The 20,800-nt window shown below is 62.3% G+C and carries 23 protein-coding genes and 1 tRNA gene; 14 read left to right on the top strand and 10 right to left on the bottom strand.

The annotated features are described in order from the left end of the window. Positions 1–20 precede the first annotated feature (20 nt). A complete protein-coding gene (locus tag ABRP34_RS14145; RefSeq protein ID WP_353710657.1) occupies positions 21–587 on the top strand; it encodes a recombinase family protein in 567 nt (188 codons plus the stop codon). 38 nt (positions 588–625) lie between these two features. Here the strand turns inward: ABRP34_RS14145 and ABRP34_RS14140 are convergent, their stop codons facing one another. Together ABRP34_RS14140 and ABRP34_RS14135 are read right to left on the bottom strand one after the other, a co-directional pair. Further along, on the bottom strand, positions 626–1,030 hold the full coding sequence (locus ABRP34_RS14140; RefSeq protein ID WP_353710656.1) for a Fic family protein: 405 nt from the start codon (positions 1,028–1,030) through the stop codon (positions 626–628). Beyond that, positions 1,027–1,227: a ribbon-helix-helix protein, CopG family gene (locus ABRP34_RS14135; RefSeq protein WP_353710655.1), complete on the bottom strand. Its 201-nt coding sequence runs from the start codon at positions 1,225–1,227 to the stop codon at positions 1,027–1,029. The genes ABRP34_RS14140 and ABRP34_RS14135 overlap by 4 nt, the downstream gene beginning before the upstream one ends. Positions 1,228–1,350: 123 nt before the next feature. Between ABRP34_RS14135 and ABRP34_RS14130 the strand changes: the two genes are divergently transcribed. After that, positions 1,351–2,442: a tyrosine-type recombinase/integrase gene (locus ABRP34_RS14130; protein ID WP_353710654.1), complete on the top strand. Its 1,092-nt coding sequence runs from the start codon at positions 1,351–1,353 to the stop codon at positions 2,440–2,442. A gap of 212 nt (positions 2,443–2,654) precedes the next feature. Here the strand turns inward: ABRP34_RS14130 and ABRP34_RS14125 are convergent, their stop codons facing one another. Beyond that, a complete protein-coding gene (locus tag ABRP34_RS14125; protein ID WP_353710653.1) occupies positions 2,655–3,857 on the bottom strand; it encodes a hypothetical protein in 1,203 nt (400 codons plus the stop codon). Between the two features lie 308 nt (positions 3,858–4,165). Between ABRP34_RS14125 and ABRP34_RS14120 the strand changes: the two genes are divergently transcribed. The 3 genes from ABRP34_RS14120 (at position 4,166) to ABRP34_RS14110 (ending at position 7,120) form a co-directional block, all read left to right on the top strand. Beyond that, positions 4,166–5,290 (top strand): tyrosine-type recombinase/integrase, encoded by a 1,125-nt coding sequence (locus ABRP34_RS14120; protein WP_353710652.1) that lies wholly within the window; start codon positions 4,166–4,168, stop codon positions 5,288–5,290. Next, complete coding sequence (locus ABRP34_RS14115; protein WP_353710651.1) at positions 5,283–5,633, top strand: helix-turn-helix transcriptional regulator; 351 nt, start codon at positions 5,283–5,285, stop codon at positions 5,631–5,633. The genes ABRP34_RS14120 and ABRP34_RS14115 overlap by 8 nt, the downstream gene beginning before the upstream one ends. 290 nt (positions 5,634–5,923) lie before the next feature. After that, positions 5,924–7,120 carry a Fis family transcriptional regulator gene (locus ABRP34_RS14110; RefSeq protein ID WP_353710650.1) on the top strand — a complete coding sequence of 399 codons (1,197 nt, stop codon included), beginning with the start codon at positions 5,924–5,926 and terminating at the stop codon, positions 7,118–7,120. Between the two features lie 453 nt (positions 7,121–7,573). Here the strand turns inward: ABRP34_RS14110 and ABRP34_RS14105 are convergent, their stop codons facing one another. Then, positions 7,574–8,236 (bottom strand): DUF308 domain-containing protein, encoded by a 663-nt coding sequence (locus tag ABRP34_RS14105; protein WP_353710649.1) that lies wholly within the window; start codon positions 8,234–8,236, stop codon positions 7,574–7,576. A 289-nt stretch (positions 8,237–8,525) separates the two neighbouring features. Then, positions 8,526–8,993, bottom strand: a complete 468-nt coding sequence (locus ABRP34_RS14100) for an Hsp20/alpha crystallin family protein (RefSeq protein ID WP_353710648.1) — start codon at positions 8,991–8,993, stop codon at positions 8,526–8,528. A gap of 1,482 nt (positions 8,994–10,475) precedes the next feature. On the opposite strand from ABRP34_RS14100, the gene ABRP34_RS14095 reads away from it, so the two are divergent. The 7 genes from ABRP34_RS14095 to ABRP34_RS14065 all read left to right on the top strand — a co-directional run bounded on the left by ABRP34_RS14095 (position 10,476) and on the right by ABRP34_RS14065 (position 17,180). Continuing rightward, positions 10,476–10,970 (top strand): proteasome activator, encoded by a 495-nt coding sequence (locus ABRP34_RS14095; protein ID WP_353710647.1) that lies wholly within the window; start codon positions 10,476–10,478, stop codon positions 10,968–10,970. Between the two features lie 74 nt (positions 10,971–11,044). Then, positions 11,045–11,257 (top strand): DUF2905 domain-containing protein, encoded by a 213-nt coding sequence (locus ABRP34_RS14090; protein WP_353710646.1) that lies wholly within the window; start codon positions 11,045–11,047, stop codon positions 11,255–11,257. Between the two features lie 595 nt (positions 11,258–11,852). Beyond that, positions 11,853–12,143 (top strand): DUF3040 domain-containing protein, encoded by a 291-nt coding sequence (locus tag ABRP34_RS14085; RefSeq protein WP_353710645.1) that lies wholly within the window; start codon positions 11,853–11,855, stop codon positions 12,141–12,143. A gap of 2,017 nt (positions 12,144–14,160) precedes the next feature. Continuing rightward, entirely contained in the window at positions 14,161–15,012 is an 852-nt protein-coding gene (locus ABRP34_RS14080) for a trypsin-like peptidase domain-containing protein (protein ID WP_353710644.1), read from the top strand. 179 nt (positions 15,013–15,191) lie between these two features. After that, complete coding sequence (locus ABRP34_RS14075) at positions 15,192–15,494, top strand: DUF4193 domain-containing protein (RefSeq protein ID WP_353710643.1); 303 nt, start codon at positions 15,192–15,194, stop codon at positions 15,492–15,494. Between the two features lie 327 nt (positions 15,495–15,821). Beyond that, positions 15,822–16,247 (top strand): Hsp20/alpha crystallin family protein, encoded by a 426-nt coding sequence (locus ABRP34_RS14070; protein WP_353710642.1) that lies wholly within the window; start codon positions 15,822–15,824, stop codon positions 16,245–16,247. 186 nt (positions 16,248–16,433) lie between these two features. Further along, positions 16,434–17,180: a hypothetical protein gene (locus tag ABRP34_RS14065; RefSeq protein WP_353710641.1), complete on the top strand. Its 747-nt coding sequence runs from the start codon at positions 16,434–16,436 to the stop codon at positions 17,178–17,180. Between the two features lie 167 nt (positions 17,181–17,347). Here ABRP34_RS14065 and ABRP34_RS14060 read toward each other — a convergent pair whose 3' ends face one another. The 3 genes from ABRP34_RS14060 to ABRP34_RS14050 all read right to left on the bottom strand — a co-directional run bounded on the left by ABRP34_RS14060 (position 17,348) and on the right by ABRP34_RS14050 (position 18,742). Next, on the bottom strand, positions 17,348–17,740 hold the full coding sequence (locus ABRP34_RS14060; RefSeq protein WP_353710640.1) for a hypothetical protein: 393 nt from the start codon (positions 17,738–17,740) through the stop codon (positions 17,348–17,350). 37 nt (positions 17,741–17,777) lie between these two features. Beyond that, positions 17,778–18,191: a J domain-containing protein gene (locus tag ABRP34_RS14055; RefSeq protein ID WP_353710639.1), complete on the bottom strand. Its 414-nt coding sequence runs from the start codon at positions 18,189–18,191 to the stop codon at positions 17,778–17,780. A gap of 128 nt (positions 18,192–18,319) precedes the next feature. Then, positions 18,320–18,742, bottom strand: a complete 423-nt coding sequence (locus ABRP34_RS14050; protein WP_353713365.1) for an Hsp20 family protein — start codon at positions 18,740–18,742, stop codon at positions 18,320–18,322. 136 nt (positions 18,743–18,878) lie between these two features. Here ABRP34_RS14050 and ABRP34_RS14045 point away from each other — a divergent pair, with 136 nt between their 5' ends. Continuing rightward, positions 18,879–19,205 carry a MerR family transcriptional regulator gene (locus tag ABRP34_RS14045; RefSeq protein WP_353710638.1) on the top strand — a complete coding sequence of 109 codons (327 nt, stop codon included), beginning with the start codon at positions 18,879–18,881 and terminating at the stop codon, positions 19,203–19,205. A gap of 333 nt (positions 19,206–19,538) precedes the next feature. Here ABRP34_RS14045 and ABRP34_RS14040 read toward each other — a convergent pair whose 3' ends face one another. Both ABRP34_RS14040 and ABRP34_RS14035 read right to left on the bottom strand, forming a co-directional pair. Then, positions 19,539–19,787, bottom strand: coding sequence for a hypothetical protein (locus tag ABRP34_RS14040; protein ID WP_353710637.1), 249 nt, complete (start codon positions 19,785–19,787; stop codon positions 19,539–19,541). 64 nt (positions 19,788–19,851) lie between these two features. After that, a tRNA-Lys gene (locus ABRP34_RS14035) sits at positions 19,852–19,924 on the bottom strand. A 213-nt stretch (positions 19,925–20,137) separates the two neighbouring features. Here ABRP34_RS14035 and ABRP34_RS14030 point away from each other — a divergent pair. Next, the gene (locus ABRP34_RS14030) at positions 20,138–20,563 is read left to right on the top strand and encodes an Hsp20/alpha crystallin family protein (protein WP_353710636.1); all 426 of its coding nucleotides are present in this window, start codon (positions 20,138–20,140) and stop codon (positions 20,561–20,563) included. The last annotated feature ends 237 nt before the right edge of the window (positions 20,564–20,800 follow it).

The following is a 20,800-nucleotide window of genomic DNA, read 5'->3' as shown; positions in this document are numbered from 1 at the left end:
TAAGAGGGTTGGAGGCGGCGGTGGCGGGTCAACGGATTGGGTACGTGCGGGTGAGCACGCTGGACCAGAATGAGAAACGCCAGCTCGACGGGCTGGTGCTGGATCGGGTCTTCACGGACAGGGCCTCCGGCAGGGACACGGCGCGGCCGCAATTGGCAGAACTGCTGGCCTTCGCCCGGGACGGGGACACCGTCGTGGTGCACAGCATGGACCGATTAGCACGGAACCTCGATGACTTGCGCGCCCTTGTGCAACGGCTGACCCGGAAAGGCGTGCGTGTGGAGTTCGTCAAGGAGCATCTGCTCTTCACGGGCGAGGACTCCCCCATGGCAAACCTCATGCTGTCGGTCATGGGCGCCTTCGCTGAATTCGAACGCGCCCTTATCAGGGAACGCCAGCGCGAAGGCATCGCCTTGGCCAAGCAGCGAGGCGCTTACAAGGGGCGAAAGAAGATCCTCACCCCGGAACGGGCAGCGGAGCTGGTCCGGCGGGCGGCTAGCGGCATCCCGAAATCTGTTCTTGCCGGCGAGTATGGCATCAGTCGGGAGACGGTATACCAGTACCTGCGGCAGGCCACACTGTCGTAGACGTCCGAAAACCCTTGCCGGTTCCCAGACAGCTTCGGTCAGTGTCCCGGCGCCGCAGCCTGGCCTCGGTTGTCCTGCCGCGGGACCAGGTGTTCGGAGATGACGATGGCGCAGTCCTGCAATTCGATACTGCCAGCGGCGACGCCGAGGACGAGGTCAAATGCCTCGTCGGCGCTGAAGTCATGGCGATACCCGTTGATCCACAAGGTCAGCACCATGAGCGTCCAGCCAGTGCGTTTGTTGCCGTCGATGAGCGGATGAAAACGTGTGACGGATTCGAGGACAACCGCAGCCTTCAGTGCGAGCCCTGGATAGGCTTCGCCCCCCATCACCGTTGTCGCCGGCCTAGCCAGCGCCGAAGCGAGCAGGCCGACATCACGGATGTGGAACCCATAACGGTCGATCACCTGCAAAGCGTCCTCGATGTCGAGGTACGCCGTCATGCGTCTTCGAGGCGCTTCAGAAGCTCCGCGTCGTGGCCCAGCACAAAGTCCATACCTTCACGGATCTCGCGGCCCCGTGCACGCCGCTGCAACAGCAGCTCGGCGCCCTGCAATAGTAGCGCCGACTTTGACGTGTGTTCTTCCGCGGCAAGCTCGTCCAGCCTGCGATCCAGATCCGCCGGGAGACGAAGATTCATAGCCATAACCCAATGGTACCAACTTGGTACCGACTCATGGATAGGGTCATTGAGAGGCGGACGGGTCGGGCATAGCCTGTTGTGGTGGCCAGCATCACCAGTCGGCCCCGCGTGGACGGGACAATGTCGTGCATGGTCCGGTGGCGGGACCCGGAGACGCGGCACCAGCATGGACTGACCTTCCGGTCTGAGGATGAGGCGTCCGAGCTGATGCGGGCGCTCAACGCCAGCAAACAATCGCTGGCCGAGGCGTTCCGGATCATCAGGCGGCAGAAGTCGGTCGCATCAACAGTTGGTGAGGTGGTTCAGGAGCACATCGACCTTCTTGTCCGCCCTTCGCCCGGGAGCATCCGAACGTATCAGCGGATGCTGGAGCTACATATCCGAGGCACGATCGGCGCCATCGCAGTGGACGCCTTGGGTTACCGGGACATCATGCGCTGGGTCCAATCGCTGCTCCGAAAAGGGGTTGCCCCGAAAACCATTCATAACGTGCACGGCCTGCTGTCAGCAGCCATGACTACCGCGGAGATGCTCGGATACATCTCACGCAACCCCTGCCGCGGTGTCCGGCTACCCACCATCGAGCACGTCGAGGACAGCACGAGGTTCCTCACCCACGCCGAATTCTTCCTCGTCCTGAACGGCATGGATGACCAATACAAACCCTTCATCAGCTTCCTGGTGATGACAGGAACCCGGTTCGGGGAAGCCACAGCCCTGACAGTGGCCGATATCGATTTGATGTCCCAGCCATCAGCGGCTCGCATCAACAAGGCATGGAAACGCGACGGCCACTCCCAGTACTACCTGGGAGCGACAAAGACAGGGGCCGGCAAGCGCATCATCGGCCTGAACCCCACACTGGTCGAACTCCTCATCCCGATAGTGGCCAGCCGGACAGGAACCGACCTCCTGTTCACCACACCCGCCGGCAACCGCATCGCCGAAAAGCCATTCTGGGAACACTACTGGCGACCCGCCGTCCGCGCCGCCCAATCGCGAGGACTAACCAAGTCCCCACGCATCCACGACCTGCGGCACACACACGCCTCTTGGCTTATCCAGGACGGAAAAGTGCCCATATTCATCATCTCCCGACGGCTTGGCCACGCCTCGACCCGAACTACAGAAGACACTTACGGCCACCTCATGCCACAGGCGCTCCAAGATGGTGCCGACGCCATCGAACGCGCCCTCCACGGCTTCCTCTGACCACGCAAAAATCCAGACCGCCAGCAAAGAGAAGCCCAGCGCACAGGTTGACCAAAGAGAAGCCCAGCGCACAGGTTGACGGAATATCCGTTATCGGCAATCGAGGAGCCCACGCTTTGGCCCTGCAACCTCGAGTAGCCACTCACGTTTCAACACCCCTCACTGAGCAAGCTAGCGAGGGAGACCATGTACCGATCTTGATCAGCTAACCTTCAGCCTTTTTTGGGTGGAATGTCTTGCCGGTTTTCTATGTCACGAAACACGCTGGGTCGTGAGTAGATAATGGAAACATCCTTCCTAAGTCCCACTAGCGCGAGGGCAAGATAAGATTTTACGTTGGCACCGTCGAACGCTTTTCGAAGCGCATCGCTGTTAGGTAAATCAGCGATCTTCGATTCCGACACTGCAAGGAAAGTAAAAGACGATCCAGGTGCGATTGCCTCGGCACCGGCCACCGGCTGTTCTTGCCACGTTCCAGTAAAGCGAAGCCAGACGTCAACGTCATTCTCAATCTGGCCTGCTTCCCTTTTCTCCGTTACAACAGGGTGTCCCTTCAGTTGGATGAAAAGCTTGCACCGCGGCAAAGCTGAAAGCGCCCGTGCACCGGAGTTAGTGATGATCCCTTCCACCACAATTTTCTCAAATGGAATGAGGGCTGAAGTTATGGCAAGTTCAAGTTTGGAGCAGACGTCCCTCTGCTCGGATACAAGCGAACCTGCGTATGTAGCCATCTTGGATAAACCAGTTTTGTTGTCACTCCAAAGGAGTCGGCAAAGACCCACAGCTAGAACTTCGAGGTTGTCCCAGTGGTTTGGGGCCCACGATTTTGATATGGAAAAGCTGATGCTTCTGGGGCCAGGAGTGGTACGGACAACGGTTAGGCGTGGATTTGGCTTCTCCCCCTTGAAGATCTGGATGCCCTCATCAGGCTGGAGAGAGGGTTTTCCAAGCTCCAGAATTGTGGTGAGCTGGCCACCGCCATAAATGAGATGCCCCGCCAGGGCATGAAACACCCCTTCGTCAATGTCCGCGAATATGACCCGTGCATTCTCTAGCCTGCCACCGTCTACGTGGTTTTGGAAATCCTTGAGGCAGAGGCCTAGGTGTTCATAACTTGTGATCGACCTCTTTACTTGATCACGTGTTTCCATAAGTGCTCGTACGTATTCCGTCTCCGTGGGGACGGGTGGGATGCGACTCAAGGCGCTCCACTCGTACCACTTCTGCACATAATTCATCAGTTCCGGGTTGGGTTGGACGGACCCTTCGGGATCCGGGTAATCCGGCCGAAAGCTCTGAGAGTACAAAATGGCCTGCGGGCGAGCCCTTTGTAGCCAGAAGGTCAAGGTAGCGCCTATCAGTGCACCGATGACTGCGCCGGTGATTGCTGTTGTGGCTGCCTCTTGAAATGTCATGGCATCCCCCATGAATACGGGCAATGGGCCTGCGACTGGTTAGGTCATTGCACTTCATGTCACTGCGGCTGTCAAGGTCCTATTGCAATCCGACAGGTTGACAGAATCCCGGTTATCGGCTCTTAAACAACGGGAGTAGAAGTAGCTGCGAGAACTCCCGGCCCTGGACGTATTGGATGTTTTCCCAGGTCAGATGCGGTTTTGTTTTGTGGGCGAATCCAAGCGATGCTACCCAGATTTGCGGCGTTGAGCGCAGAAGCTATAGGTTTCCTGCATCTAATGCATGTTTCCATGGTTTAGGGGTTGCAGTGAGTGGTGCCGTTCCGGGTTTCGTTCCGCGGATGCTGGTGGACCCGGACATCGGGCTGTTCAGGGCCGATGAGCGTGCTTTTACGGCCATGCTGGACGGCTGGCGCGCGCAGATGCTGGCCCGTGGGCTGACGACACAGACCATCAAACAGCGCTGCCAGCTGCTGGAACGGTTCCAGAGGTTCACGGGTGAGTTTCCGTGGCAATGGGGTCCGGCCGACATCGAAGACTTCCTGGACGATCTGCGTTCTGGCGAGAAGCCGATCAGCCTGAAGACCTTGCGCTCATACAGCAACGCTGTGGCGATGTTCTGCTCCTACCTGACCCATCCGGGCTATGGGTGGGGCGAGTTCTGCGAACGGACTTTCGGTGATATTCCGAGCCAGATCTGCTTCGAGTGGAACATGCCACGGCACACCACCAATGATGCCGTCCCGGCGAAGAAGCGCTCGTTCACCAAGGCGGAACTGCAGCGGTTATTCGACTACATCGATGACCTCGTCGACCGGGAATACGCCGCCGGCAGTAAGCGCTGGCTGCCCCTGTTCCGCGACTCGGTGGCGTTCAAGGTCTGTTATGCCTACGGGCTTCGCCGGCGTGAAATGACCATGCTGGACCTGGAGGACTTCGGCCCGAACCCTCACGTCAGCGACTACGGCCGGTTCGGGGCAGTCCAGGTTCGGTTTGCCAAGGGCACCGCGGGCTCAGGACCCAGACGGCGCACCGTGTTGACCGTGCCGGAGTTCGACGGGGTCGTGGACCAGCTCAAGACATGGACATCCGGTGGATTGCGGCAGCAGTTCCCGACCGCAGAACGGTCCTCGGCGCTTTGGCCGAGTGAGCGTGGCGCCCGGATGTCCCTGGGCTCGTTCGGGGATGCGTTCGCCGCTGCGCGGGATGCCGTCGGCCTGCCCCAAGAGCTGGGCCTGCATTGCCTCAGGCATTCCTACGTGACCCACCTGATCGAAGCCGGTTACGACGCGGCCTTCGTGCAGACTCAGGTTGGCCACTCCTACGCCTCGACCACCGGGCTCTACACATCGGTATCGTCGGACTTCAAGCAGAAAACCGTGCAGCAGATGATTGCACGTCGCATCGCGAACTTGGAGGACCCAGATGCCTGAACAGCGCCGGATTGGCTACCGCTGGAACCTGCGAGCCTTGATGGCAAAACAGAACCTCTGGAAGACCACCGAATTGATGCCGCTCCTGAAATCCCGTGGCATCAACCTCTCCGAAAGCCAGGTTTACAGGCTGGTCACCTCCACGCCGGAGCGCATTCCGGCCAGGACATTCGCCGCGCTCTGCGACATCCTGGACTGCACACCAAACGACTTGTTCGAACCTTTCGTGGAAATGCGCGCAGCGGCGACAGCCAACGCCCTCAAGCGCAGCGAAGACCTCGGCATCCAACCAGGCAACCCGGTCGCTCGACGCGTCCGACTCGTTGCTCCCGAAGACGGGTGAGTAGGCCACGCAAAGCAGAGGACCCCATCCGCTGGCCGGTCCCCTGCGGCCGCTGCGGCCAGCACCACCAAACCGTCGCGCGCTGGCCCGACGGCGGAGTCTGCGGCTACTGCTACCAGCAAGCCAAACGCACTCGTGGCACCTGCGCCTGCGGCCACGAAGGCGTCCTGCCCGGAATTATCGATGACCAACCTGCCTGCCGTCGATGCTCAGGCATCCGACTCAACGTCGACTGCGAGAGCTGCGGAGCAGAAGACGAACTTCACAGCGGCGGCCGCTGCTGGAGCTGTGTGTTGGCCACCGTTGTTGATGACCTGCTCACGGACCCGTCGCGGGGAGTCATGGCGCCCGAATTGATTCCGCTTGCTGCAGCATTGAAGTCGATGAAACGCGCCAACAGCGGCATCACCTGGATCCAGCAAAAGCACGTCACCGCTTTCCTTCGAAACCTCGCCGTCACGCCAGAAATCACGCATGAAAGCTTCGATGGATTGCCCGACTCGCGGACCCGCGAATACGTCCGCGGCCTCCTCACCGAACACGGGGTGCTGCCCCGCCGCGATGAACTCCGCACGCGTTACGAGAACTGGGCAGCACAGGCCGTAGACCGGGTCAGCAACCCTGAGGACCGTGACATCATCCGCCGCTACATCCGCTGGCATCACCTACGCAGGATGAACCAGATGGACGAAGTCACCCGCGGCACCTTCCTGCGCGCCAAGCAGCAAGTGACCGTCGCCATCGACCTGCTCAACTGGCTCACCGGCCACGGCACCAGCCTTGCCGGGCTGACCCAGACTCATCTCGACCTCTGGCAGGCAGAAGGCCCCACCACCAGACGGATCGCTGAACACTTCCTGAAATGGGCCATCAAGACCAAGGCCGCTCCTGCAGGACTGGCTATCATCCCGCATCGTCGGGGAACGAGCCCCAAACTCGACAAGACAGGACAGGATGAAGCACTCAACCGCGTGTTCCAGGCCGGCGGACAAATTGAAGCACGAGATCAGGCCGCCGCGATCCTCATCCTCGTCTTCGGGCAACAGGCCGAAAACCTTGCGCGCCTAACCTGGGATGACGTGACCGTCACTGAAGAACTGGTCACCATCCAGCTGGGAACGATCCAGATCGCACTGCCTGGCCCCTTAGATGCGCCCTGGCGGGAACTCGCCGCAAACCCCGGCCACAACCTAACCGCCTCGCACCCCAACACCAACTGGGTATTCCGCGGAACCTCACCCGGCCGGCACATCCACCCAGGGCACCTCACAACACGCCTCAGCAAGCTATTCAGCACCCGAGCCGCGCGACTCGGAACTCTCCACGAGCTCACCAAACTTGCACCCGTGGCCATCATCGCCGAAACCCTCGGCTACTCCCCCACAACCATCGAACGCCACGCCACCGACTCAGCAGCCGCCTACGCCCAATACATCGCAGCAACGCGTGTATCCAGGCAGCAAGTAGCGAGCAACGCACCCGTTTAAACATCCCTGCAGGGCCGCTCGTCATTCGGCGATGCGATTGCGATCTTCCTCCCCGGGACATCCGTGAGCCGCGGATGTATGCTCCGAACATGTCAGACGCCACGGGGTCAGAGGCAGCACGCCACAAAAAGCGTCAGTTCCCAACTCTTGGGGGCGTATTTGCTGGGGTCCTCGTTTTAGTCATGGGCATCATTGCCCACTTCTCGAACCCACAACCATTCTGGGCCACAGTGAACGCTGTGGTGATCGTCCTCAGCACCGCGTTGATTCTGGCAAACCTGATTGGGATATTCGTGCTGCGAAAGCGCAAGCAAAGCTAACGACCACTCTGTCAGGGTGCCGCTGCAACTCCCGTACTGGCTGCCTACTCCCGGCCCACGAATAACCGTGCATGCCAGTTTCCAGGTATTTACGGCAGGGAGCAAAATCCTCCGCGGACGTCCTCGGGAATAATCACCGGAGCTTGCTCGATAGGAACCCGCGCCCCGAACCGCCTGTTTTACCGATACGGAGCAGCCAAAGTCCGGACACGATGATCAGTATTCCGGTAATGATAGCCATGGCCGAGAGCAGACCAAGGATGCTCAGGATGCCAAGACCCGGAAAGATCACCAGGTGCAGCCCAAACAAAGCGGTGATGACTCCGGTAATAAACCAGAGCCACCAGGGCCGGTACATTCTCCGCAAGTGAGAGCCGAATCCAATCTGGGAGACACCAAGCAGTACGGCCCAGCACCCGATCAGGAAAGTCAGCGCCAGGGCGGTGATCCCGGGCCAAAGCACGGCCACGATCCCGGCGATGATCGAGATGGCGTTTCCGGCCAGCGCCCACGGAGAACGGCGCCTGCGGCGGAACCAGTCAACGGTGCCGGCAACGCCATCGATGAGAGCGTACACGCCGAACAAGAGCACCAGCGCCAAGACGGGTACATCGGGCAAGAGTAGGACGAGGATACCGAACAGGACTGCGGCGATTCCGCGGATGATCAGGGCTGTGGCCGAGCCCCTGAAAACCTCCTCGAACAAACGGTTGGACATTTGCTCACCTCCACCTGTGGTAAGGGCCAGCGTCGCGAGAATTCTCGTCAGATTGTCCTCTGCATTAGAAAGTGTCACCCCGGTTGAGTTCGTTGGCCGCCTGGAAGTAGAGGCCATCACCGCAAGTTCCTCGCCCTCCAGCCGTAGAGGAACTGCGAAAAGGAACGGGCGTTCTGCCGGACGGCTGTGAACGGCTGATTGAGGAAGAGTTCTTTAGGCCGGTCCCGGCCGCGGTGCAGGAACCGGAGGCAGCCTTCGTAAACCACGCCCCGCCGGAGCCGGCGCTTCGGCAACCTTCATGACCTTTCTGCAGGCAGGGCAGGGTGCAACTACCCCCTACCCTGCCGCTTCATCGGGTGTCGGCAGTCTATGTTTGCGCGGCCGAGGCCCTTTCGCCCGTGCCCGAACCCGCAGCCCCCGTTGCGTTCCCGCGGGTGATCGGTATCTTCCGCGACGCCGCCTCGGCACCCTCGGGAATGGGTATCCGCACTTCAAGGACTCCGTCGTTATAGGAAGCCCGGATGTCTTTCTCGTCCACGGGCCCGGGAACCGTTACGGTCCGCGAAAAGGTGCCGTACCGGAATTCCGAACGGTATCCGCGCTTGTCCTTGTGCTCGTTCTTCTCTTCGTGGCGGACATCGATCTGCAGTTCGTTCCCGACCAAGGTGATGTCGACGTCCTTCTCAGGATTGATGCCCGGTACCTCCGCCTTGACCACCAAGGTCCCGTCCTCGCGGTATTCCTCCACCCGCAGCCAAGACCCCGGGTCCCCCTCCAGCAAACGGCGCAACGGCTCGGTGAGGTCAGAGCCTGCCCGGCGAATGATGCTGTTCATCTTTGCCACCCCTTTGTACTACCCGGTCCCCGGGAAGAGACTCCCCGGGGACCGGGAATCGGATTTCCAGCACCACCAAGATACGGCCGCAGTCCCGCGATGTTAAGGCCTTCCGGCAGAGGGCAAGGGGGCGGGGGCAGCCTTGGTCGAACCGCCCGTTGGTGCCTCAATGCTGCTGCCTGGGAGCCATTCAACGCGACTCTGCCGAGAATCCTGCCAGTGAGCCGAAAACGGCAGGAACCGACCAGAAGCCCGGTACGTTGGGCCCGACCTGGGGCGGGGAGCCAGGGAAACCATTCCCGGGCATAGTTGACGTGCCAAACTTGCGTGCGGGGCGCTCCGGGAAACAGGATGGGGAGGGACGGTCACCGAAACAGGCGGTAGCCTCTTCGGGAGGCGGAGGCCCAGTGGATCTGCGCTGCGCCCCCGGCTTCCACTTTTACCGGCTACGGGAAATGGGACTGATGGACATTCCTGATGTGGTACCCGACCGTCACCGGAACCCTCGCGCTGCTGGTCTTTGATTCCATTCTCCCCCCGCTGTGCGCATATTCCGTCCTGCAGGAAGCGGCGGTGTTCCTCCGCGTCTGGGGGGATCGGTGTGCCTCGGCCAGGGCCTTCTCGTCTTCTGCGGAAGCATCCTGGTGCGCACTGTGCGCTGGGTTCTCAGTCAGTGCCCCCAGCCCAGCAAAAGAGGTGCTGTTGTTTTGACAGTCTTGCGCTCGCGCACGCACTCTTCTCTTCTGCAGGGGCGCGTTCCCCGAAATGAGGGTCCTTGCAAGGGAATAGTAAGCCCGTTTATCTTGATGTATCGCCCGGTTCCCTGCCGTCCGGGAGGGGAACGGGGAGTTTGCTTGTGCTGGAGCCAGTGCCCTTTGGATTGGAGGAACAGCAATGACGACGGGACCCGAACCTGTAACCGGCTCCCCGGCCGGGCCCCGCAGCTCTGCTGTGCTCCGGGAGTTCGATGACTATGCCGATGCCGAGCGTGTGGTGGACAGTCTCTCGGATGTGGGCTTTCCCGTTGAACATGTCATCGTCGGGACCGGCACTGCACCGTCGCACAGGTCACGGAGTCCATGGCAACTGGTAAGGCTACCCTCGACGGTGCCGGGAGCGGGGCCTTAATGGGGCGTGTTGATCGGGATGATCTTAGAGTTGCTGACCAAAGGACCGGCTTGGATTGTCGTGTTGCTGATCCGTCTGGCAGTGGGTGCTTTCTGCGGTGCCCCTGTTCGGCTCGCGGCACACCCGGATGACCAGAGGCCAGCGTGACTTCAGCTGCATCAAGCCCTGGACGCCGAACACTACGCGGTGCTGGTTGACGACGTGCACTTGAGCGAGGCACTGCGGCTGTCCCGCGGCCGGCTCTGACCAGGAGAGAAAACAATGTGGAGGGGTAATGCCATGAGGCGGAACCGGGAACCCGAAAACCAGGCATTGGCCAATGACATTTGTGACAGCAGAGCAGGTGAGGCAGCCATGGCTAATCTGGTGGAGGAGCCGGTGAAGGTAATCCGTATCGGAAGGATGCTCCTTCAGCTTTTGGACGAAGTCCGCAGCGCCTCCCTTGATGATGCTGCCAGGGCGCGCCTGTCGGAAATCCATGAACGCTCTGTCAAAGAACTCCAGGACAGCCTCCCGCCGGAGCTGGCCGAAGAACTCTGCCGGATCTGGGTGCCCGTATCCGGTGGCTCACAGGCGTCAGGCGAAGAAGTGCGGGTCGGCCACGCCCAGCTGGCAGGGTGGCTGGAAGGACTTGTTCACAACATCCAGGCCACCATCGCCCAACAGCAGGCACTGACACGGTACCTGAGCCCGGGCATTGCTGGCAGAGTGTTCCCGGCGAACGCCGTCATCATCCCGGGATCCATACTCAGCAACAATGCCCTTCAGCACGGGATCGCAGGTCTAAAAGACCCCTGCGCCGGCGCAAGTCCCGCCGGCGCAGATGCTCCGCCGGGTCAATATCTCTGAAGATGGGGTGTTGCCAAGGGCCGCCCCTCAAGCCGTTGTGCGGGCGGGCCACGGGAGTGTAAAGGGGGCGTGTGATGGGCCGGGACTTCGGTCCGCTGTTTGTTGGTGTCGGGCTCCTGGTGGTCCTGGTGGGTGTACTGGCCTGGAATGGCTGGCTGTCCTGGTTCGGCCACCTGCCAGGGGATGTCCGAATCGATCGGGAGAACGTGCGCGTTTACTTCCCCTGGGTCTCCATGATCGTCGTTTCGGTTGTAGTCAGCCTCGTGGTTTCCCTGTTCCACCGCTGAGCCCGACAACTGTCTGCACGATCACGGCAGTTTGCCGTGGTCGGCCCCACGCAGCTGCGCACCGTGCTGATCGCCGCCTCGGACGAGGACCGTCTGACCGTGCGGCAGGGGCGGATCTACAAGTCCGCCTCGAATGACATGCATGCGACCTCAGCGGGGGCCGGAGAGGAGCGCAGGCTGTGGAGAAGAACTCCTTCACGCTGCCACGAGTGGACCGTACTGAGCAGTGCCGGCGGCAAATCCGGTTCCCCTGAACATCAGGGTTACTTCAGGTGGGACCTATCCGAGCCTGACAACCAAGGTACCCATCCTGGACGCCACAGTCGCGAACTCGGCACCGTAGCTTCCCGGCGGAAGCCTACCTCCGAGACCCAACGCGGCCAGCGTAGGGAGAGCCCTGGCCCCGCGGTAGGTCACAGACGGTGTCACCACTACTACCCCACCAACGAGCCCATCACCGGTCTGAAAACCGGTAAAATTTGGTACAACATCCGTCGAACATCTGCAGGAGACAGGGTGCGTTCGCCATCGAGGCAGCTTTGGGACGTCCCGAACGCTCATCCCCCACTGCACTTTCCCGCGCACGAAGGTACCGATGGCGCTGTCTGATGAAGAACGCAGGCGCCTCGAACAACTCGAAAAGGAACTGGCAGCGGCGCATCCGGAACTGGCCCGGAAACTGCAGTCCGGCTTCACTCACAGCAGGCCCACGTCCCGTATGATCTGCGGCATCCTAGCCGCGTTAGCCGGCTTGGCAGCACTCATTGCCGGGATCATCACTAAGCTCACAATCATCGGCGCCGCCGGCTTCGCGTTGATGGTGGCAGGCGGTTACTGGCTCCTTAACGGCATCCAGGCACAAACAGGACGCCAGCATCAGTCATGAGCATCAGCGGCGGTCAGAATGCAGAAATCTATGGCGGTGCAAACGGGGGGCAAGGCCCTCCGAGGGGACAACAGCTCGTGTTGTAAGGCCGAACTGCGTAGAAGATTCCGGGCCGCGGATCCTCGGCCCAGGATTCCTCGACGATGACGGTAGCGCTCACTCCTCGATTTTTCGCGTCTCAGGGCAGGGTTCCTTGATCCGGTCATCTCTCATAGTCCCGGAACGAAAGCCGCAAACAGGGTGGGGTCTGCCCTTCCGCTGGCTTCGTCATGGATCCCGACTAGGGCTTCCTGAATCTGCCCAACACGATAGATACGTGTGCAGACCTGATGATTACCAGCCGGATCCCCTTCTTCAGCAGGGTGGAGAATGCCGGTCGCGTCGCTAGCCTTGAGCCGGGCACCACCTGTTTGATGGTGACCCAACACCAGGTTGTACTGGTATTTAGCCTCAGATTCACGCGTCGCCGTCCGCAGGAAATCCCGCCCGAAAAGGCGCTGGTACCCCAGAGCAATGCCGTCGAATCATGCAACTGGCAGTCCCTAACTGTAGTCGCTGGATACTGAGGACATCGAAGAGCCGACGTACCCTGCCCTCGCGCTTATGTGTCCTTGTCCTTCACGTCCGCGGCCGTCCTCACTGATAGCGGTCATTCACCAGGGCCGGATGACCAGCGTGTTTGCAACGATACCTTCTATACGCAGGTGCCGGAGACTGAGGCGTGCGGTCCTTTCCTCTTAGTCCATCCGTGCGTTCCCCCGTCTGGCTAACGCAGTCTCATCAGCAGGATCAGAGCTCTTGTGGACCTGCCCGATGGTTAAACCACACACCGCCATCACCGGTGACTGGGCTTCGATGCGCGTCCGGCGCCGATCGAGCAATAGCACCCGGTTCGTTCTCTGACGTGTCCGTGTCATGAATGCCTTTGCCTTCCAGGGGCAATCCTGATTAGACCGGGTGCTGTGCAAACTATGTGTTCCGCCGGCCGGTTCCGCGCCGATTTCAGCTGATTGTGCAGACACTGTCTGCACAGAGTCTCCGGTTTCGGGTGAGCGGTTGTTCGAGGTCCGGTGCGGAGACAATCGCAGCTGATGAGGGCAGCATTCGATGCTCCCGCCACGCGCAGGGCCTCGTAGGTGTAGGAGGCGACGGCGAGAGGGGTGGGCAGCATCGTCCAGAGCGTAGCGAACCGTGCGCCCATTTTTGATTTGCAAATCAATATTAACCGACCTGACCAGTCGCCGAGGGGAGAACGCAGGCTCCGAAGTATTCGTCCGAAGCTGGGGGCGCTTGCCGGACGGTATCTTGTCAGCGGCCGAAACGGGTGCTATTAAATCTATGTCAGTGGATATAGATCGATTTGTTCATGGGCCAAGCCGGGAAGGCACCATCCTTCACATCACAAGCCATGTTGTCCACTTAGTCAGGACAGTGGCGCCGCCCTGATTCCAAACGGAGGCAAGACGAAGACGATCCAGTACATGAACAACGGTTTCGCTCCCCGTGTTGACAGGGCTTGGAACGGCAAGGTCGCGTCTTGACTCCAGCGCCGTGGGGCAGGACCCAGGGCGGGGGCGGAGAAGCACTCCACGGCTCTGGTCGAGCATATTCTCGCCTTTGGAACCTGCACGCGTCCCCGCCGTAACGGCTGACCAGCGTCTGCCGGGGCGGCCGGACACGGGGGCGCCGACCTCGGCGGATGCTTCTCGTGCCGGGGTGCGCCGCCGGCACAGGCCACATAACAGGAAAGGAAGTTCCGATGCACCCCCGGAAGCCAACACCGCCCCGTATCTCCCGCATGGGCGGGGGCATGTGTGCGGCGGCGCTACTCGCAACAATCCTATCGGGGTGCACGGCGCCCGGGCAGGTACCGGTTCCGTCATCACCGCAGTCTTCGGGCAGTGCCGAAGCCGGCGCATCAGGGAGTGCTTCGGGCGGTGCACCAGACGGCCAGATCACACCGGGCCAAGGGCAGGTCGATATTCCCACAATTGTCAGCAACGTCCAGCCCTCTGTTGTGACTGTCTTTACCGATGGCGGGCTGGGAAGCGGCGTGGTGTATTCGAAGGACGGTTTGATCCTCACCAACGAGCACGTGGTGCGCGGAAACAGCAGTGTGGAGGTGGGCTTCGCCGATGGCCGCCGGGTGGCCGGAACGGTACGGGCAACGGACCCGGTCTCGGATCTTGCCTTGGTGGAGGCAAAGCGGACGGGCCTCCCGGCCGCCAAATTCCAGTCTGCCCTGCCCCGGATCGGTGAACTGGCCGTGGTGATCGGTTCGCCGCTCGGTTTTGAGAACACCGCCACGGCGGGCATCATCTCGGGCCTGCACCGGCAGATACCGGGGTCGTCGTCCAGCAGCCAGTCCCTCGTCGACCTCATCCAGACCGATGCGGCAATCAGCCCCGGCAACTCCGGCGGCGCCGTCGTGAACAGCAGGGGCGAAGTGGTCGGAATCAGTGAGGCCTACATACCCCCGCAGTCCGGGGCTGTGGCACTCGGCTTCGCCATCCCGGCCGCCACCGCGGTGAAGGTGGCAGACCAGCTCCGCGCGGACGGAACTGCCGAGCACTCCTTCATAGGCTTGGGACTGGGCGAGATCAGCCAGCAAATCGCCGAAGAACTGGGGCTGCCGGACACCCGCGGGGCGCTGGCACTCACGGTCCAGGAAGGCGGACCCGCAGACAAGGCCGGTATCCGGCCCGGTGACGTCCTCACGAGGCTCGACGGCGCCGAGCTCGCAACCCCTGAGGACCTGCTCGCCGCGCTCAGAGGCAAGAGCCCCGGGCAGACGGTGACCGTCGAATTCCGCCGAGGAACGACCCGACAGGAGGTCAAAGTTCCGCTGGCCGCCCGCCCAGCCTCATAGGGTACACGCCTGCCTAATGGGCCGGAACGGCAATCCCAGGAACGGGCATTGCGCGGGCTGTACTGCCCGCCCCGCGTTACCGCCTGGAACGTCCCGTCCACGGGGAATAAGGCCCTTGCCCTTGAGGTTGGAACTTGGTTACGAAGCTTTGCCCATGACCAGAGGAAGGAGCATCAGGGGTGTCCATCGATTACGATGCTCCGCGGGCGACACAGGACGACGAGGCCACGGAACCGCTCGAGGAACTGAAAACCGACAAAACCGGCGCCGCAGGCGGGGCGCCCATCGACCCGGACGAGGCAGACCTCGCCGAATCCTTCGAACTGCCCGGCGCGGACCTCTCCAACGAGGAACTGCTCGTACACGTCGTGCCGGTCCAGTCCGACGAATTCACGTGCATGTCCTGCTTCCTCGTCCACCACAGAAGCCAACTGGCCCGTGAAAAAGGCGGTAAAAAGTACTGCACCGAATGCGAAGGCTGACCTTCCGGGCCGGAGTGTCCACCGGACGCACCGGCGTGACAGGTCCGTCCCGCCTGTCCGCCCGGCGACGCGCCGGCCGCGCCGCCAGCGACAACGCGTCGTTAAGACGCGGATGTCGCCCTAGCCTCCACAGGGCAACCTACACAGAGGGGAGCTCCCCTCCGCCGCCGAACGAGGTGGGACGCAACCACGCCACCCTCCTTTCCTCATTACGGGACGGAGTTTCACCCGTCCAGGCCCTTGCCAGAGGTTAACGGAAGTGGTAAATAATCTATATCAGCGGATACATATCCGCGCCCGTGAAACACGTGAACAAGGAGGTATGTGATGTTGATGATGAGCGATCCGCTCCGCCAGCTGGACCGGTTTGCCCAGCAGGTGTTCGGCACGGCCGCGCACCCGGCCGCCATGCCGTTGGATGCCTGGCGGGCGGACTCCGAGTTTGTAGTCGCGGTCGACCTGCCCGGCGTGGATGTTGACTCGATCGACGTCGACGTCGAGCGGAACGTCCTGACCGTGAAAGCCGAGCGGAAGAACACAGCTCCCGAAGGTGCCGAGCTGGTGGCAGCTGAGCGGCCCCAGGGCGTCTTCAGCCGGCAACTGGTCCTCGGCGACGCGTTGGATGCCGAAAGCGTGACGGCCAGGTATGACGGCGGGGTGCTGACCCTGCGGATCCCGGTCGCGGCCAAGGCACAGCCGCGGAAGATCGAAATCACCAGCGGCCAGGGCGCCCAACAGCAGATCAGCGCTTAGCCGACAGGGAGGAGCGCCGGACGCCATACCTCTCTGCCTGGCAGGCAGCAATAGCGGCCAGGTGCCCCTCCCCCGGCGCGGTCCCCGGTACCCGTGACCCGGGGACCGCGCCCTAGAAGACGAAGGAGACACACGACCCCGGGACCAGAAAGTTCCTGGAGTATGAGGAGGACGGGGTTCGCTGCAATGCCAGTCACACGCAATGTTGCCTGGGACAGGCGTTTGGAGTCGTTCAAAGGCAGGGACACGGTTGACTACGTGCTCACGGCTGCCTCGATGGCCAGCGCGTGCGCCGCGTGCCGGGCGCCCCTGGAACCCGGTGAGCCGCTCTCGCTGCTGGTGAACGTCACGGAAAGCACCGGGCCGGACGGCACCAATTACGTCACGTTCACCGACTGTGTGTGCCACCGCGGCTGTAGCGGTCCCGGTCTGAGTGTCCAGCGGGGCCGTTGGGCTCCCAGCGAGCTCACCCCTGTGGCGGCCCGGTTGGTCCTGACGCATCGGTCCGTTAACGGAGAGGAACGGTTGGTGCCGGTGCTGGCCTACACGCTGGTCCCGGTCGTGACGTTCCGGGAGAACGACGGCGACCTGACCTCCGCCCTCGTCTCGGTTCTGCTCTTCCATGGCTTCCAGCTGGCTCTGAGCCCGGATTTGGGCGACATCCTGGAAGGGGCCACCGCAACGTCTGCGAGCTGCAGCTTCGCCGTGACACCACAGGGCCTCATCACCCTCAGCATCCGCGGCAAAAACCTCTTCCGGGACCAGCTCCGCACGGAGCAGCCTGCCGACGCGCTGTGGCTCGAAGCCGCCCGCGGCGGCCACGTCCTGGTCATCAGCGGGGACAACCTCATCATCACACCCAATGGCCTCGACCTCCGCCACGCCGCTGCCCAGGGCACACTGGTCATCGGCACCGTCCCCGTCCACGCATAGGCCGTGAACTGCTGCCCGGTCCTGCACTGTGGACACCCGGCGCTCCTTCTCCTTCCCGCGGTGGAATAACGCCCCCGGCAACCACTATTTTTTCCGGATCGAAGACAGCCACTGCTTGTCCGGACCGAAGCTCTTCGGCTTGAACCCTGCAGGCCGGAAAACTAAGGTCACTCCACGAGCGGTGGCGGGCCGAAGAGGAATTCGTTGGCGTGGGACACGGCCTTGCGGAATGCGTCGTTGCGGAGGGCCACCAGGTGCTCGAAGTCGTCAACGCCGGGTTCAAGGAACCCGGTGAACCCTGGTCGGAGCATCCAGATGTCCCCTGCCGGTGGCAGGTAGAACACGCCAAAGGAACGGTGCTGGCTGTCCTCTTTGTCGGTCCAGATGGGGACCACGGCGAGGGCGGCACCGGTGGCGGGGTTGATCCATTGTGCGCGGGGCAGTGGCTCCTCGTGGGCCTCGGGGTCCAGGAACGGTGCTGTGCCCTTGCCCCAGCGCTGCTCGAACCGCTCGTGGAAGGCCGGGATCAGGTGTGAGTCGTAGCGGCGCCAGTCGCTCATCGTGGTGGTTCTCCTCTGGGGTCTGGTGCATGTGCGGTTACGCCCACGGTCCGCTCTCCCACCTGACCGGAGTGGCGCGAAATGGCGGTTCCCGGCGCCGGACCATCCGGACCGGAATGACCTGCGGGCGGCCGTTCCGCCTTTCTGCCCGTGGGCGCGCCCCCTGAGCGTCCGCTTCAGGATGTTCCTGAGGCCCGGTCGCCCTGGCGGGTGGAACAGATTTCCTGGTGCGGGCGGCTTCACGGTCATAGGCGCGGCGGCGCTGGGGGTCCCGGAGCACGGAGAACGCCTGCATGATGAGCTGCAGTTCGGCGGGCGCGGACTCACCGCCGGCGACATCGGGGTGGTGCCGGCGCATGAGGGCGCGGTAGGCGCGGGCGATTTCCCGTGACGTTGCGTCAGCGGAAACGTGCAGGACTGCGTAGTGGTCCGGGACAGGTCTGGTCATCATGAAGCCTGTTGCTGCTGGCAGGATTCTTTTGCGTATTGCGGTTGCAGTGGCAGCAGTAGGGGGCAGGCCTCCGGTCCCGCGCCTGGACGCGGGATTCCGGATGCCGCCCCTTCGCGTGCATCGAAGCGTTATGTTCCGATCTGTTGCTGCTGGCCTTTGCTTTCGATTTCGATCTTCCGCGGCTTTGCCTGTTCGGCAACGGGGATCCGCAGTGTCAGCACACCGACGTCGTAGCTGGCCTTGATGTTCTCGGTGTCCAGCGTGTCGCCAAGGATGAGCTGGCGGCTGAAGACGCCGCGCGGCCGCTCGGAGACCACCAGCTCGACGTTGGGCTGGGTGGCGTCCCGGCGCTCTGCCCGGACGGTAAGGACGTTCCGTTCAACGTTCAGATCCACGGCGTCGGGCGAAATCCCGGGCAGGTCAAACGCCACCACGAATTCCCCGTCCTCCTGCCACGCGTCCATTGGCATGGCCGCCGGACGGGCTGCTGTTCCGAAGACCTGCTGCGTGAGCCGGTCCAGCTCACGGAACGGGTCAGTACGGATAAGCATCATTTCCCACTCCCTTCAGCATCTAGATTCCATGGCTACCCACCGCCGGGTATCTGTGACAGTGGATATAGATTTCTTATAGCACTGGTGACAAACTGGTGCAAGAGGACGATCCATGGAAATTGACGGGAAACTCATGGCAAACCAACGCAGCAGCGGGCGCCGGCTGTACGCCATTTCAGTGGTGGCGGAACTGCTGGGGACGGGCCAGCAGAACATCCGGCTCTATGAGCGCCGCGGCCTGCTCACCCCGAAACGAACAGAGGGAGGCACCCGCCAGTACAGTGAATCCGACCTCGCGGTCCTCCGCCGCATCGGAGAACTCCTCGATGAGGGGCTCAACCTGGCGGGCGTGGCCAAGGTGCTGGAACTGGAAATGGACAACACCCGGCTCCGGCGCCAACTAAAGCGCGCCCGCACCTCCCGCCCGATCAAGGACAACGACAACAGTGACGGCGTATAAGGCAAGCAGGGGCAGGGACGGCCGGCGTACAGCCGACGGGCGCCGGCGAAGCTTCTCCAGCACGAACGCCCGAACGGCCCGGGGCTCCGGCCCCGGACGGACCGCCGGGCGGGAAGGTCAGCGACCCGCCGGCGACGGCAGAGCTCCCGCCCGGCATTCCGGCTCACTGTTCCGTGCAGAAGCGTTCCGTTCAGCGGCCAAGGATTCGAACCCGGAGCGGATAGATGACACCGTCCCGGGATTCGTCCCTGGCGGCCGCGGCTTCCATGCTCGCGCACCGGCGGGCAGCCATCTTATGGGTCTGGCTTCGGCCCGGGAGCTGAACGTCTGTCTCTAGGACAGTCCTGCGATCCCGGGTTGCTTCCAGGACGGTTCCCGTCCTGGAAGGTTCCGGCTGAGCAGCTCCAGCAGTTCACCCTGGTCCAGGCCGGTGGCCTCACTGACCTCGGCAAGGGTGGCATCTCCGGTGCGCAGCAATGCCGTGGCGGACTCCCTAAGGGTCCGGCATGCCACGTCCAGCGTGGCTTCGGCGGTTGCTATGACTGCAGCCAGCGCCCTCAGCCCCTGGAGCTCCGGATTCATCTCGTATCACCGCCCTTTCATCTGGATCCACACCGGACTGGGAGTCCGGTGCGCTGTTCAGGTGTGCACCCGGTGGGGATCGAACCCACGACCCGAGGATTAAAAGTCCCCTGCTCTTCCAGCTGAGCTACGGGTGCCCGCCGCCCTGAGCAATATCCGTCGCCTTCTCTCCCTCTCCTCATCAGGATCTATATCACCAACCATAGATTTAGTAGCACTTCCACGCCGCAGGCGCAAGATTTTTTGGGCATAAGAGCCCCCGGAAACTCTTGCACGGGGCGGCGGCCGGTGCTATTTAAATCTATGTCAGCGGATGCAGATCCGGTCGAAGATGATCAAGGAGGCATGTCATGTTGATGCTCGATCCGTTCCGTCAGCTGGACCGCCTCGCCGAACAGGTGCTGGGCACCGTGGCCCATCCCGCCGCCATGCCGATGGACGCGTGGCGGGAAGGTGAGGAATACGTCATTGCTCTCGACCTGCCCGGAGTCGAGGTCGATTCCATTGACCTGGGCGTTGACAGGAACGTCCTGACTGTCCGCGCCGAACGGAAGGACCCGGTCGGCGAAGGCACCGAGATGGTGGCAGCAGAACGCCCCCGCGGGGTCTTCAGCCGACAGCTCATCCTGGGGGACGCCATGGAGACGGAGAACATCAAGGCAGGCTACGACGCCGGCGTTCTGACCCTGCGCATTCCCGTGGCCGCCCAGGCCGCACCGCGAAAGATCGAAATCGAAACCAAGGGAGGCCAGCAGCCCCAGATCAACGCGGCTTAACAGACCGGCACGGGACGCCCGTTACACGCTAACGCTGCCTCATCGGGCGGTAGGCATTCAGAAATGCAACGCCACCGCGCCTTGTAGCGCACATGCAGCAGCAGCGCACGGGCTGTCCTAAACCGGCGGTCCCAGGTCGCGCGAGCGGCCGGGGACCGTTCCATTGGTGTCCGGCCGCAGGCGGCCGGGGACCACACAGGGATCGCCGCCCCTGTTGACCCAACCATTTCCGGCTTC

Origin of the sequence: Arthrobacter sp. K5 (assembly GCF_040448525.1) — a bacterium.
Taxonomy (GTDB): domain Bacteria; phylum Actinomycetota; class Actinomycetes; order Actinomycetales; family Micrococcaceae; genus Arthrobacter; species Arthrobacter globiformis.
This window is presented reverse-complemented; position numbering and strand designations above follow the sequence as displayed.

Coding starts and splice junctions, on each gene's coding strand:
- ABRP34_RS14140 (WP_353710656.1), bottom strand. CDS start 1,030: ATGACGGCGTACCTCGACATCGAGGACGCTTTGCAGGTGATCGACCGT.
- ABRP34_RS14135 (WP_353710655.1), bottom strand. CDS start 1,227: ATGAATCTTCGTCTCCCGGCGGATCTGGATCGCAGGCTGGACGAGCTT.
- ABRP34_RS14130 (WP_353710654.1), top strand. CDS start 1,351: ATGTCGTGCATGGTCCGGTGGCGGGACCCGGAGACGCGGCACCAGCAT.
- ABRP34_RS14125 (WP_353710653.1), bottom strand. CDS start 3,857: ATGACATTTCAAGAGGCAGCCACAACAGCAATCACCGGCGCAGTCATC.
- ABRP34_RS14115 (WP_353710651.1), top strand. CDS start 5,283: ATGCCTGAACAGCGCCGGATTGGCTACCGCTGGAACCTGCGAGCCTTG.
- ABRP34_RS14100 (WP_353710648.1), bottom strand. CDS start 8,993: ATGAACAGCATCATTCGCCGGGCAGGCTCTGACCTCACCGAGCCGTTG.
- ABRP34_RS14095 (WP_353710647.1), top strand. CDS start 10,476: ATGGCTAATCTGGTGGAGGAGCCGGTGAAGGTAATCCGTATCGGAAGG.
- ABRP34_RS14090 (WP_353710646.1), top strand. CDS start 11,045: ATGGGCCGGGACTTCGGTCCGCTGTTTGTTGGTGTCGGGCTCCTGGTG.
- ABRP34_RS14085 (WP_353710645.1), top strand. CDS start 11,853: ATGGCGCTGTCTGATGAAGAACGCAGGCGCCTCGAACAACTCGAAAAG.
- ABRP34_RS14070 (WP_353710642.1), top strand. CDS start 15,822: ATGTTGATGATGAGCGATCCGCTCCGCCAGCTGGACCGGTTTGCCCAG.
- ABRP34_RS14065 (WP_353710641.1), top strand. CDS start 16,434: ATGCCAGTCACACGCAATGTTGCCTGGGACAGGCGTTTGGAGTCGTTC.
- ABRP34_RS14060 (WP_353710640.1), bottom strand. CDS start 17,740: ATGAGCGACTGGCGCCGCTACGACTCACACCTGATCCCGGCCTTCCAC.
- ABRP34_RS14055 (WP_353710639.1), bottom strand. CDS start 18,191: ATGATGACCAGACCTGTCCCGGACCACTACGCAGTCCTGCACGTTTCC.
- ABRP34_RS14050 (WP_353713365.1), bottom strand. CDS start 18,742: ATGCTTATCCGTACTGACCCGTTCCGTGAGCTGGACCGGCTCACGCAG.
- ABRP34_RS14045 (WP_353710638.1), top strand. CDS start 18,879: ATGGCAAACCAACGCAGCAGCGGGCGCCGGCTGTACGCCATTTCAGTG.
- ABRP34_RS14040 (WP_353710637.1), bottom strand. CDS start 19,787: ATGAATCCGGAGCTCCAGGGGCTGAGGGCGCTGGCTGCAGTCATAGCA.
- ABRP34_RS14030 (WP_353710636.1), top strand. CDS start 20,138: ATGTTGATGCTCGATCCGTTCCGTCAGCTGGACCGCCTCGCCGAACAG.